Origin of the sequence: Streptomyces sp. NPDC051776 (assembly GCF_040681345.1) — a bacterium.
GTDB lineage: Bacteria > Actinomycetota > Actinomycetes > Streptomycetales > Streptomycetaceae > Streptomyces.
In genome coordinates this window covers 21,099-33,576 of record NZ_JBFAYQ010000013.1, presented here as the reverse complement: position 1 = coordinate 33,576, position 12,478 = coordinate 21,099, and the positions used below count along the sequence as shown (strand labels likewise).

The window sequence follows — 12,478 nt, the reverse complement described above, 5'->3', positions numbered from 1 at the left end:
ACGGCACACAACCCATGGCGGCAGACCACCTACGCGGGCACACAACCCATGGCGGCAGACCACCTACGCGGGCGCACGACCCATGGCGGCAGACCACCACTGAGCGACTCCCGCACGCCCGTCAGCCGTTCATCAATTCCAGGAAACGCGGCAGTCCGATGTTGCCGCCGGAGAGCACCACGCCCACGCGGGACGGCAGCGGTGCCAGCTTGCCCGACAGCAGCGCGGCGAGGCCCGTGGCGCCGCTGGGCTCGACGACGATCTTCAGCCGTTCGAAAGCCAGCCCCATCGCGGCCCGGATCTCCTCGTCGCTGACGAGCAGAATGTCCTCGACCAGGCGCCGGTTGACCGAGAACGTCAACTCCCCTGGTGAGTCCACCGCCTGCCCGTCGGCGATGGTACGCGGCACGGGGACGCTCACCCGGTGCCCGGACTCCAGCGACCGCTTGGTGTCGTCCCCCGCCTCCGGCTCCACCCCGATCATGCGAATGCCGGGGCGGAGCGCGGTCGCGGCCGTGGCACATCCGGCCATCAGTCCGCCACCGCCGACCGGCACGAGAAGCGCGCCGAGTTCCCCGGTCTCCTCCAGCAACTCGAGACCGGCCGTGCCCTGCCCGGCCATCACATGCGGATGCTCGTACGGCGGGATGAGCGCGAGACCGCGCTCCGCCGCCAGTTCCCGGGCGATGGCGGCGCGATCTCCGGTGTACCGGTCGTAGCGGACGATCTCGGCCCCGTAGCCGGCGGTCGCCGCGACCTTGGACTCGGGCGTGTCCTCGGGCATGACGATGACGGCGGTGCTCCCGGCCTCGCGGGCGGCCAGTGCCACCGCCTGGGCGTGGTTGCCCGAGGAGTACGCGGCGACTCCGCGGCTCAGTTGGGCGGGCGACAGCCGGGAGACCGCGTTGTACGCGCCGCGGAACTTGAATGCGCCCACGCGCTGGAAGTTCTCGCACTTGAGGAACGTCTCGGCACCGATGAGCCGGTCGAGCGTCCGGGAGCGCAGCACCGGCGTGCGGTGCGCCACTCCCTTGATCCGGTCGGCGGCGTCCCGGACGTCGTCGAGGGTGACGACGGGTGGTGCCGTGTCCATGACGTCCTGTCCCTTCGGCTGTTCCATCAGGCGCCCTGGTCCCGGACGAGCGCGCCGAGGGGAACGCTGGGATCGGCGAGGCCATCGGGGTCGACGCGCTGCCCGGAGCGGATCAGCAGTTGGATGGGCTCGGTCACGTCCCACACGTTGACGTTCATGCCCGCCAGAACGCGCCCCTCGCTCAGCCAGAAGGCGATGAACTCGCGCTTGGTGGCGTCACCGCGCAGCAGCACCTGGTCGTAGGAGCCGGGGGGTGCCCATCCCGAGTACTCCAGCCCGACGTCGTACTGGTCGGAGAAGAAGTACGGAACCCTGTCGTACGTCACCTGGCGGCCGAGCATGGCGCGGGCGGCCGCGGGGCCGCCGTTCAGCGCATTGGCCCAGTGCTCGACGCGGATACGGGTGGCGAAGAGCGGGTGCTCGGCCGCGGCGACGTCGCCCGCGGCGTAGATGTCCGGGTCGGAGGTGCGCAACGAGGTGTCCACGAGAACGCCGCCGCCGTGCGCCCGGTCGGCCAGGGCCAGGCCCGCGGAGTCGGCGAGGCCGGTACGGGGTGCTGCGCCGATGGCGGCGAGCACGCTGTGCGCGGGGTGTTCCTCCCCGTCGTCGGTACAGGCGGCGAGCACCATGCCGTCCTGCCCGGTGATGTCGGTCAGCCGGGCGCCGAAGTGGAAGCGGACGCCGTGCTCACGGTGCAGATCCGTGAAGAGCGAACCGAGCTCGGGTCCGAGAATGGTGTGCAGAGGCGTCGGTTCGGGTTCGACGATCGTGACCTCGGCGCCGTAACCCCGGGCGGCCGCGGCCACTTCGAGGCCGATCCAGCCCGCGCCCGCGATGACCAGGTGGCCGTTGTCCCTTCCGAGAGACGCGAGGACGCCGCGCAGCCGGTCGGCGTGGGCGAGCCTGCGCAGATGGTGGACGCCCGCGAGGTCGGTGCCGGGGATGTCCAGGCGGCGCGGCTCTGCGCCGGTGGCGAGGAGCAGCTTGTCGTAATGGACGCGGGTGCCGTCGCCCAAGGTCACGGCCTTCGTGCCGCGGTCGAGCTGAACGGCGGGCTGGCCGAGGTGGAGTTCGATCTCGGCCTGTGCGTACCAGGCGGGCTCGTGTACGAAGACGCTGTCGCGCTCGTCGGAGCCGGTGAGGTAGCCCTTGGACAACGGCGGCCGCTCATAGGGGTGGTCGCGCTCGTCGCAGATGAGGATGACCCGTCCCGTGAACCCCTCCGCGCGCAGGGTCTCGGCGGCTTTGGCTCCCGCCAGCCCCCCTCCGACGATGACGAACGTCTGATTAGCGTCGACCACTTGGTGCCTCCTCGCTACTGGGCCCTAAGCCTGTGTCCATGGTCCCCCGCTCCGCTCGCCTCAAGCGAGCCTCCCGCACGGGGCGTGCCGCGGGAAGAGGGACTCCGCCCCTCCGGACGTTGCCTCGTGCCCTGATCCGGGCGATCTCCAGGGTGCTGTTTCGGCCGCGTGCTGGAGTGCTCCCGGTCGTCGTGTCGCGTGCCGTTCTGCCGGTGACACTGCTCGTCCCTTCGTGTACCCGGGTGGTGCGGCGCCGGAGCAGGCTCCACCCAAGGACGAAGCTCCGCGTCCGGCCGTGAACTCCGCGTAAGGACGATGCACGCGTGCGGACGGGTGGGCCCGTACGGCCCGCGGGATCCGCACCCGCGCCCCGTTCCGTGAGACGGGGTTTTCACCCCCCGTTCGTCATCCGGGCGTGCAGGTTGCGCGCCGACACGTCGGTGAGCGCGGCGATCTGGTCGACGACGACCCGCTGACGCGCACGGTCGTCGGGTGCGGCCGCGTGCAGCGCCCGGTACTGCGGGTCGAGGCCGTCGGGCGCACGGGCGCCGAGCGCCTCGGCCAGTTCGGCCAGAACGATCCGCTGCCCGGCACGCACCCGCTCCTGTTCCGCGCGCTGCATCACGTACAGGTCGGCGACCGCCTTGAGCACGGCGCACTCCAGCCGTGCGGTCCGGGGGACGACGAGTTCGGCGGCGTACCGGGTGAGCCTGCCGCTTCCGTACGCATGGCGCGTCGCGCCCTCCGCGGCGAGACAGAACCGTCCGATGAGCTGGCTGGTGGCGTCCTTCAGGCGAGCCTGGGCCACAGCGGAACCGTCGTAGCCGTGCGGCCACCATTCCTGGTCGGTCAGCCGGTCCAGAGCCTCGGCGAGCTCGTCCTGCTCGGTGCCGGGCGGGGCGTAGCGGGCGGCGGCGCAGGCGAAGATCCGGCGGCGCTCGGGCTCGGCGAGGAGCAGGTTGGGGTCGAGGTGTCCGGCGTGCAGGCCGTCCTCGATGTCATGGACGGAGTAGGCCACGTCGTCGGACCAGTCCATCACCTGTGCCTCGAAGCACCGCCGGTGATCCGGGGCGCCGTGACGCAGCCAGGTGAACAGGGGCAGGTCGTCCTCGTAGACCCCGAACTTCGGGGAGTCCGGGTCGGTCGGGTGCCCTCCGCGCGGCCAGGGGTACTTGGTGGCGGCGTCCAGGGCGGCGCGGGTCAGGTTGAGCCCGACGCTGACCGGTCCGCCGCCTCCGTCGCGCTCCGCGAAGCGCTTGGGTTCGAGGCGTCCGAGGAGGCGCAGCGACTGCGCGTTCCCTTCGAATCCGCCGCAGTCCTTGGCGATTTCGTTGAGGACGTGCTCGCCGTTGTGGCCGAACGGCGGGTGGCCGAGGTCGTGGGCCAGGCAGGCGGTCTCGACGAGGTCCGGGTCGCAGCCGAGCGCGGCGCCGAGTTCACGGCCCACCTGGGCGCACTCGAGGGAGTGGGTCAGCCGGGTGCGGGGACTCGCGTCCCACCCGATGGACTGCTGGCCCGGGGTGACCACCTGGGTCTTCCCCGCAAGGCGGCGCAGCGCGGCGGAGTGCAGGACGCGGGCCCGGTCGCGCTGGAAGGCGGTACGGCCGGGGCGCTTGTCCGGCTCGGGCGCCCAGCGCTCGGTATCCGCTTCGCCGTATGGCCGCAGGTCCTGCGGGGAGCGCGCGGAGCGGTCGTCGTACGCGGTGGGTGCGTCGGTCCGGTTGTTGCCTGCCATACAGGGACCGTAACCGGACCGGCCACCGGGCGGGGCGGGCGGGCCGGGAGGGAACGAGGAGCCGGGGCTGGGACGGCAGGGGGCGGGCATGGACGGCAGGGGGCGGGCATGGCCGCAGGGGCGGGCGTAGAAGGCGAGAGAGGGACGGTGGTGGGACGGGGACCTCGGCGTGGATGGGAGCGGCGCATCCGGTGCCGGAGGGTCCGTGGGGCGGGTCCGTGGCGGATCCTGGGCGGCTCCGTGGACGGCTCCGTGGCTCAGGCGGAGACGAGGTCCGTAGGCCGGCGGAGGCGAGATGCAGGGCTCAGGCGGAGACGAGGCGCGCGGCTCCCGCGAGGTGTTGCTCTGCCGCGGCGCCGGGAACACCTGCCTGCGCGGCGAGCGCTTCGTCGTAACGGTGCAGGACGAGCCGCGCGAGCGCGGGGTGCGCGCCGAGCGGCCCGGCGGCGACGCCCGGGGCCTTTTCCGCGCACTGCGCGGAGAACCGGCCGGGGGCCGTGAAGCACGAGGCGACGGCGATGCGGTCCCGGCCGGAGGCGCGCAGTGCCGCCACCGCTTCCGGCACGGTGGGGGCGGCCGCCGACGCGTAGGCGGGCAGTACGGGCACGCCCCCGAGCCTGGTGCCGAGCAGTACGGCCGTGCGTGCGGTGTCCGCGGCGGAGTCGGGGTCGCGGGAACCCGCGGCCGCCAGCACCACGGCGCTGCGGGCGCGTGCCCCGGGACGGCCCGGTGCCCGCCATCCGGCTTCGGCGAGCCGCGCGTCCAGGGCCTCGGCGAGCAGCGGATGCGGGCCGAGGGACGCGGCGGTCCGCGCGCGCAGGTGCGGAGCATCGGCGACGGCTTGGGGGATGTCGTGTTTGACGTGATGGCCGCGGCCGAACAGCAGCGGTACGAGTACGGCGTCGCCGCGCAGTTCGGCGAGAGTCCCGGACAGGAGTGGTTCGTTGAGCTCGATGTGCCCGAGCCGGACCGGCAGGCCGGGGCGCAGGGCGCGGACGAGTTCGAGGAGCGCGAGGACGGTGTCGCGCGCCCTCGGGTTACGGCTGCCGTGAGCGACGGCGACGAGCGTCGGGGGCCGGGAGCGCCTCCTGGCTCCGTGGGGGAGGTTTCCGTGGGCGCGGACTCCGTTCGGGCGGTCTCCGTTCGGGCGGTCTCCGTGCGGGCGGTCTCCGTGCGGGCGGTCTCCGTGCGGGCGGTCTCCGTGCGGGCGGTGGAGACTGCGTGTGCCGGCGATCAGGAGGCGGTCGCCGAGGTGGGCCGTTATCTGGTTCATGAGCTGCGCCGTGCTGTCGAGGCGGGGGGTTGTTCCGGGCGGGACCGGGCCGTGAGGTGGTGTCGACGCCGTCATGCGGAGATTCTGGCGAGCGGGTATTGCCGGGCCGTTGCGTCGGCGTGACGTGTGATGTCGGGGGGCTCACGGGGCGGCAGGTCTCGCGGAGATGTCGTGGGCCGGCGCCGGCCGCGCGTCGAGGTCACGGCGTCGTCGGTGCCGGACGCGCGTCGGCACAAGCCCCGGTCGGCTCCCCTGTTCGGCTTCCTTGCCAGCTCCCCTGTTCGGCTTCCTTGCCAGCTCGCCTGGTCGGCTTCCTTGCCTGCTCGCCTGGTCGGCTCTCCCGTCGACTTCCCTCCTCGGAGTCACTCGTCCGGGTGTTCTCGCGAACCGGGCGTCCGTTCGGAGAACCCTTGGGCCCGCCTGATCGTCGAAGGAGTTGGGGGAACGGACGACCAGGGGGGTGCCATGGAGAGGCTCCGGCCGAGGGCCCGGGCCGCGCGCACACTGCATACGGGACTGCCGCGACTGCTGCGGCTCCCGTGGCCGCTGCTGCGGCCCGGGCGGTTGCGCCTGCCTCGGACGCGGCAGGGCAGACGGCGCGCGGTGCAGGCGGTGATGCTGGGCTGCGTCCTGGCCCTTCTTCCCGCGACGTGGATGAACGCGACGGCGGCGGAGCGGGTGCGCACCGTTGCGGACGCACCCGCGGCACCCGTGGGCCTCGTCTTCGGCGCCGGTCTGAACGGGAGTCGGCCGTCGCCGTACCTCGCCCACCGGCTGGACGCTGCGGCGGAGCTGTACCGGGCCGGGCGGATCCGCGTGGTGCTGGTGACGGGCGACAACAGCCGCACCGACTACGACGAGCCGGATGCGATGCGCGGCTACCTCACGGCACGCGGCGTACCGGACGGCCGGATCGTCAGCGACTATGCCGGGTTCGACACCTGGGACTCGTGCGCGCGGGCGAAGCGGATCTTCGGCGTCGACCGGGCCTTGCTGATCAGCCAGGGTTTCCACATACGGCGGGCGCTGGCGCTGTGCGAGACGGCGGGCCTCGACGCGTACGGCGTGAGCGTGGCCGAACGGCGGGACGTGACCTGGTGGTACGGCGGAGTCAGGGAGCTCGCCGCCGCGGGCAAGGCCGCACTCGACGCCACCGTCCGGCCCGATCCGCACTTCCTCGGCCCGCAGGAGCCGGGCGTGGCGCAGGCACTGGGAGGTTGACGCATGGCGGTCGGCCCATTGCGCACACACTGGACGCCGGTCCGCCGGAGCGACCTCCGGGAGGTTCCGGTGCTGCTCAGGGGGCGCGGTGGGCGACCTCACCGTGGCGTGCCTCCGGTGCTGAGGTGGCCGTGCGGCGCGCGTAACGCGGAGGGGCACCTCCCGTAACACCGCCGACGCACGCTGGGGTGCATGCCCAGCGCCACCACACCCGCAGCCCCCAGGGCACGCGCAGCCGCCCCCGTCGACACGCATTGTCCGTACTGCGCGCTGCAGTGCGGCATGGCGCTGCGACCGGAGGCGGACAGCGTCGGCGTGGAGGTGGTGGAGCGGACCGCGTTCCCCGTCAACCGGGGCGCGCTGTGCGGAAAGGGCCGCACCGCTCCTGCCGTGCTCTCCTCCCGGGTGCGCCTGACCGAGCCGCTGGTCCGTCGCCGCGCCACGGGAGAACTGGAGCCCGCCACGTGGGAGGAGGCGCTGGACCGGGTCGCCGAAGGTCTCGTCCGCACGCGCGCGGAGCACGGCGCCGACGCGGTCGGTGTCTTCGGCGGCGGCGGGCTGACCAACGAAAAGGCGTACGCGCTGGGCAAGTTCGCACGCGTCGTGCTGAGCACCTCCCAGATCGACTACAACGGCCGCTTCTGCATGTCCTCGGCCGCCGCCGCCCACCAGAGGGCCTTCGGCCTGGACCGCGGGCTGCCCTTTCCGATGGCCGACATCCCCCGGAGCGGCTGTGTCGTCCTCGTCGGCTCCAACCTCGCCGAGACGATGCCGCCCGCCCTCCGCTACCTCACCGAACTCAAGGAGAACGGGGGCAAGCTGGTCGTCGTCGATCCGCGCCGCACCCGTACGGCCGAGCAGGCCGACCTGCATCTCGCCCCCCGCCCCGGCACTGACCTCGCCCTCGCCCTGGGCCTGCTGCATCTGGTGGTCGCCGAGGGGAGGGTGGACGAGGAGTTCGTGGCGGCGCGTACGACCAACTGGCCGGAGGCTCGTGCCGCCGCCATGGCGCACTGGCCCGAACTGGTGGAGCGGATCACCGGCGTGCCGCTGCCGGACCTGCGCGCGGCGGTGGCCCTGTTCTGCGACGCGCCGTCGTCGATGGTGCTCACCGCGCGCGGTCCGGAGCAGCAGTCGAAGGGCACGGACACGGTCGGCGCCTGGATCAATCTGTGCCTGGCAACGGGCCGCGCCGGGCGGCCCCTGTCCGGCTACGGCTGTCTTACCGGGCAGGGCAATGGGCAGGGCGGCCGTGAACACGGCCAGAAGGCCGACCAGTTGCCCGGGTACCGCAAGCTCAGCGATCCCGCGGCACGCGCCCACGTGGCCGAGGTGTGGGGCGTGGACCCCGGTGCCCTGCCCGGCCCGGGACGCAGCGCGTACGAACTGCTGGACACACTCGGCGGGGACGTGAAGGCGCTCCTGCTGATGGGGTCCAACCCGGTGGTGTCCGCCCCGCGCGCCTCCCACATCGAGGAACGCATCCGCTCCCTGGACTTCCTCGCCGTCGCCGACGTCGTCCTGTCGGAGACGGCCCGACTCGCCGACGTCGTACTGCCGGTGACGCAGTGGGCCGAGGAGACCGGGACCACGACGAACCTCGAGGGCCGAGTGCTGCTGCGCCGGCGGGCCATCACGCCGCCGCCGGGTGTACGGACGGACCTGGAGGTACTGAACGGCCTTGCCTCCCGCCTGGGTTGGGAAAAGGGCTTCCCCACGGACCCGGAGGAGGTCTTCGCCGAGTTGCGCCGCGCCTCCGCGGGTGGCCCTGCCGACTACTCCGGCATCACGTATCGCCGGATCGCGGAGGAGGACGGCGTGTTCTGGCCCTGCCCGGAGACCGACGGGGGCGAGCCCGATGAGGGAGCACCGCTCGGGGCGCTGCCGGACGATCGTTCACTGCCGGACGATGGTTCACTGCCGGCCGACCGTTCACTGCCGGACGATCGCGCTCTGCCGGACGACTCCACGCAACCCGGCGGCCACGCGCGGCCCGGCGACGGCCCTCCGCTGCCCGCCACAGCCCGGTCCCGCGACGGCGCCTCGCCCTCGGACGACACCTCGCCCCTAGGCGGCCCGGCCGATGACCACGGCGCCGAGCAGACCGGCCGTCGGGGCACCGCGGTGCGGAAGGGAGGCCACCCGGGCACGCCACGTCTCTTCCTCGACCGGTTCGCGACCGAGGACGGCCGGGCCCGGTTCGTACCCGTCACCCACCGTGCCTCCGCCGAAGAGGCCGACGAGGACTACCCGGTGCTGCTGACCACCGGCCGGGTGGTCTCGCAGTACCAGTCGGGCGCGCAGACCCGGCGGGTCGAGGAGCTCAACGCGGCTGCCCCCGGCCCCTTCGTGGAGCTGCATCCGGAACTTGCCGCGCGCGTGGGGGTGGACGAGGGCGACCCGGTGGCGGTGGTCTCGCGGCGCGGCCGGGCCGTCGCCCCGGCCCGGGTCACCCGCGCCATCCGCCCCGACACGGTCTTCATGCCCTTCCACTGGCCCGGCCCCGGCCGTGCCAACACCCTCACCAACCCGGCACTGGACCCGACTTCACGGATGCCGGAGTTCAAAGTCTGCGCGGTTCGCGTGGAGCCGGTCCCGGCCGCCGCCGGGACGCCGGAGGGGCAGCCGGTCGCCGGGGCCTCGACGGTCCCGCAGCCGAGTGCCTGACGCGACCGACCGCCCCTCCACAGCCCGGCCGACCGGCCCCCTCCGCAGCACGCACGACCGCCGCTCCGCAACCCGCACTACCACTGCCGCCGAGTGCCTGACGCGACCGACCGCCCCTCCACAGCCCGGCCGACCAGCCGTCTCCGCAGCACGCACGACCGCCGCTCCCCCGGAGTCGGCGCCGCTCCCGCACCACCACCGGCCGGCCGCTCGCAATGGTCAGCAGGACACCCAGTCCCCGCCCGGCACCAGCGTGCCCGAGGCACGGAGCCGCCTCGCCACCGGTTCCGCGGCCAGGTAGACCCAGGCGCCCGTGGCCTCGCCATCGCCCAGGATCACCTCACGGGCGACGCGCTCGTAGATGTTGGCGGGATCCCCCGGCGCGTAGTCCTCCAGCCTGTCCAGGGCCACGAGCAGCGCGTCGTAGTGCTCGGTCGCGGGAGTGATCAGCTCGCCGTGGATCTCGCCGCCGGGCTCCGCCACCGCGTACGGCCACCCCGGCCCCTCGTACATCACCGCTCCGCGCAGCAGTGCGGGCCGCTCCTCCGCGGTGCGTCCGCGCAGATACAGGTCGTGGTTCTCCCGGCCCGGACGCAGCGTCCCGTAGACGAAGAAGGGCAGTCGCAACCGCTCCACCGTCACCCCAACTCCCTTCTCCCGCCTTTCACCCATCGCCCGCCGCCCCGAGACACCCTCCCGCCTGCGACCGGGCGTGCAACGCCTCTCCACAAGGCGTGCGACCGGCTCCCGCCGTAAAATTCATGACATGGGACAGCGACCGGTCGCACCCTCCGCGCCCGAACTGGTCCTCGAAGCCGACGGCGACTCCCACGTCATGAGTCCCGGCCGGTCCTACCACGTAGGGCGTGATCCGGCGAGCGACATCGTGTTCAGCGACTCCAGGGTCTCCTGGCATCACGCGGTGTTGCGGCCCGATGAGGGCCACTGGACCCTCGAGGACGAGGGCAGCACCAACGGTACGTACGCCGATGGCCGCCGTGTCGACCAGTCCGGCGTCGGCGCCGGCAGCGTCATCCGCTTCGGCAACCCGGCCGACGGCCCCTGCGCGGTCCTCAGCGCCCGTACCCGTCCGGCGGCCCCGACGCGGGTCCAGCGCCCTTCCGCGGTCTCCCATCCCGGCGGCACCAGCACCTTCCGCCGGCCGTCGGCCATACGCCCGCTGCCCTCCCGGACGATCCGTATCGGCCGGGCCGCGGACAACGACCTGGTCATCGACGACCTGGTGGTCTCCCGCCGCCACGCAGAGCTGCGGGCCCTCCCCGAACCCGCCGCGGGTGCCGTACCCCCCACCCCGGGTGCGCCCGGCGGCTACGAGATCGTCGATCTCGGCAGCCACAACGGCACGTATCTCAACGGCCAGCCGGTCCAGCGAGCCCGTGTCGAGCAGGGCGACATCGTCGGCATCGGCCACTCCGCGTTCTGCCTGGTCGGGGACGAACTCCAGGAGTACGTCGACACCGGTGAGGTCTCGCTCGACGTGCAGGACTTGGCCGTTCGGGTCGACAGGGGCCGCAAGACGCTGCTGGACCACGTCTCGTTCCCGGTGAGCGAGAAGTGCCTGCTCGCCGTCGTCGGCCCCAGCGGCTCGGGCAAGTCGACGCTCCTCAACGCGCTGACCGGGCTGCGCCCCGCGGACACGGGCACCGTGCTCTACGACGGCCGGGATCTGTACCGGGACTACGCGGAGCTGCGGCAGCGCATCGGGTTGGTGCCGCAGGACGACATCCTGCACGCGCAGCTCACGGTGCGCCGGGCCCTCGGCTATGCCGCCCGGCTCCGCTTCCCCGACGACACCGCCAAGGCCGAGCGCCAGGCGAGGGTCGACGAGGTGATCCACGAACTCGGCCTGGACCAGCGGGTCGACCAGCCCATCCACAGCCTTTCCGGCGGGCAGCGCAAGCGTGTGAGCGTGGCGCTGGAACTGCTGACCAAGCCGTCCCTGCTGTTCCTGGACGAGCCGACGTCCGGCCTCGACCCGGGCATGGATCGTTCGGTGATGCACATGCTGCGCGGCCTCGCGGACGACGGCCGTACGGTCATCGTGGTCACGCACAGCGTGCTGAGTCTGGACGTGTGCGACCGGCTGCTGGTGCTCGCACCGGGCGGCAGGATCGCGTACTACGGGCCGCCCGAGGACACACTGCCGTTCTTCGGCTTCACCCAGTGGCCCGAGGCCTTCGAGGCCTTCGAGACGGACGGGGACCGGGACTGGGCGGGCGAGTACCGCGACTCGCACCTGCACCGGAAGTACATCGCGGGGGCGACGCGGCAGCCCGACCTCGTGCCGCCCGCCGAGCACGCCGCCGTTCCCCCGCCGAAGGCGCAGAGCTGGGGCTCGCAGCTGCGCACGCTCATCCGTCGGTATGCGGCCGCGCTCGCCGCCGACCGGACCTTCCTCGCCGTCATGATCGCCCTGCCGTTCATCATGGGCGCCATGGCGCACGCCCTCGCCGGATCGGAACTGACCAGCCAGGAAGCGATGAACGCGCTGCTGATCCTGTGTCTGGGAGCGGTGCTCACCGGCGCCGCCAACGCCGTACGCGAGCTGGTCAAGGAGAGAACGATCTACCGCAGGGAACGGGCCGTCGGCCTGTCCCGCTCCGCGTATCTGATGTCCAAGGTGGTGGTGCTGGGGCTGATCACGATCGTCCAGGCGGTCGTGCTGACGATGGTCGCGCTGACCGGGGTGGACCTCAACGCACCCGGCGGCAAAGGGGTGTTCCTGCCGCCACTGGTCGAGATCACCCTCGCCGTCGCGCTCCTGGGGTTCACGGCCATGATGCTGGGCCTGGTGGTCTCCGCGCTGGTGCGGAAGGAGGAGGTCACCATGCCGCTGCTGGTCCTCCTCGCCATCGTGCAGGTGGTCTTCTGCGGAGCGCTGATCAAACTGGACGGCGTCGCGGGACTCGAGCAGCTCTCCTGGCTCGTACCGGCACGGTGGGGGCTGGCCGCCATGGCGGGAACGGTCGACCTGGAGAGGATCATGCGGGGCCAGAAGGTCACCGCGGATCCGCTCATGGACCACACCGCCACGGCCTGGCTGCTCGACATGGGAATGCTGGTCGTGCTGTCCCTGGTGTTCGGGTACCTCGTCTCCCGGCTGCTGCGCAGGCATGAGCCCGTCATCATGCGGAAGTAGCGGAAGCGGCGGCGTGCGCGGGAGGTGA

Annotated in this window: 8 protein-coding genes; 3 read left to right on the top strand and 5 right to left on the bottom strand. The window is 72.7% G+C overall.

Annotated features, from left to right (window positions below; translation table 11 throughout):
• Positions 1-121: 121 nt before the first annotated feature.
• The 4 genes from AB0M26_RS13160 to AB0M26_RS13145 form a co-directional block, all read right to left on the bottom strand.
• Positions 122-1,093, bottom strand: coding sequence for a pyridoxal-phosphate dependent enzyme (locus AB0M26_RS13160; protein ID WP_365259428.1), 972 nt, complete (start codon positions 1,091-1,093; stop codon positions 122-124).
• A gap of 26 nt (positions 1,094-1,119) precedes the next feature.
• Positions 1,120-2,394, bottom strand: coding sequence for an FAD-dependent oxidoreductase (locus AB0M26_RS13155; protein ID WP_365259136.1), 1,275 nt, complete (start codon positions 2,392-2,394; stop codon positions 1,120-1,122).
• Between the two features lie 391 nt (positions 2,395-2,785).
• On the bottom strand, positions 2,786-4,219 hold the full coding sequence (locus AB0M26_RS13150) for a deoxyguanosinetriphosphate triphosphohydrolase (protein WP_365259133.1): 1,434 nt from the start codon (positions 4,217-4,219) through the stop codon (positions 2,786-2,788).
• 214 nt (positions 4,220-4,433) lie between these two features.
• Positions 4,434-5,402, bottom strand: coding sequence for a sirohydrochlorin chelatase (locus AB0M26_RS13145; RefSeq protein ID WP_365259130.1), 969 nt, complete (start codon positions 5,400-5,402; stop codon positions 4,434-4,436).
• 465 nt (positions 5,403-5,867) lie between these two features.
• Here AB0M26_RS13145 and AB0M26_RS13140 point away from each other — a divergent pair, with 465 nt between their 5' ends.
• Both AB0M26_RS13140 and AB0M26_RS13135 read left to right on the top strand, forming a co-directional pair.
• A complete protein-coding gene (locus AB0M26_RS13140) occupies positions 5,868-6,623 on the top strand; it encodes an ElyC/SanA/YdcF family protein (RefSeq protein WP_365259128.1) in 756 nt (251 codons plus the stop codon).
• A 192-nt stretch (positions 6,624-6,815) separates the two neighbouring features.
• Complete coding sequence (locus AB0M26_RS13135) at positions 6,816-9,290, top strand: molybdopterin oxidoreductase family protein (protein WP_365259125.1); 2,475 nt, start codon at positions 6,816-6,818, stop codon at positions 9,288-9,290.
• A 219-nt stretch (positions 9,291-9,509) separates the two neighbouring features.
• On the opposite strand, the gene AB0M26_RS13130 is transcribed toward AB0M26_RS13135, so the two are convergent.
• Complete coding sequence (locus AB0M26_RS13130; protein WP_365259122.1) at positions 9,510-9,932, bottom strand: gamma-glutamylcyclotransferase family protein; 423 nt, start codon at positions 9,930-9,932, stop codon at positions 9,510-9,512.
• Positions 9,933-10,056: 124 nt separating this feature from the next.
• Between AB0M26_RS13130 and AB0M26_RS13125 the strand changes: the two genes are divergently transcribed.
• On the top strand, positions 10,057-12,450 hold the full coding sequence (locus tag AB0M26_RS13125; RefSeq protein ID WP_365259119.1) for an FHA domain-containing protein: 2,394 nt from the start codon (positions 10,057-10,059) through the stop codon (positions 12,448-12,450).
• Positions 12,451-12,478: the final 28 nt, after the last annotated feature.

Coding starts and splice junctions, on each gene's coding strand:
- AB0M26_RS13160 (WP_365259428.1), bottom strand. CDS start 1,093: ATGGACACGGCACCACCCGTCGTCACCCTCGACGACGTCCGGGACGCC.
- AB0M26_RS13150 (WP_365259133.1), bottom strand. CDS start 4,219: ATGCCCGCCCCCTGCCGTCCCAGCCCCGGCTCCTCGTTCCCTCCCGGC.
- AB0M26_RS13135 (WP_365259125.1), top strand. CDS start 6,816: ATGCCCAGCGCCACCACACCCGCAGCCCCCAGGGCACGCGCAGCCGCC.
- AB0M26_RS13145 (WP_365259130.1), bottom strand. CDS start 5,402: ATGAACCAGATAACGGCCCACCTCGGCGACCGCCTCCTGATCGCCGGC.
- AB0M26_RS13140 (WP_365259128.1), top strand. CDS start 5,868: ATGGAGAGGCTCCGGCCGAGGGCCCGGGCCGCGCGCACACTGCATACG.
- AB0M26_RS13125 (WP_365259119.1), top strand. CDS start 10,057: ATGGGACAGCGACCGGTCGCACCCTCCGCGCCCGAACTGGTCCTCGAA.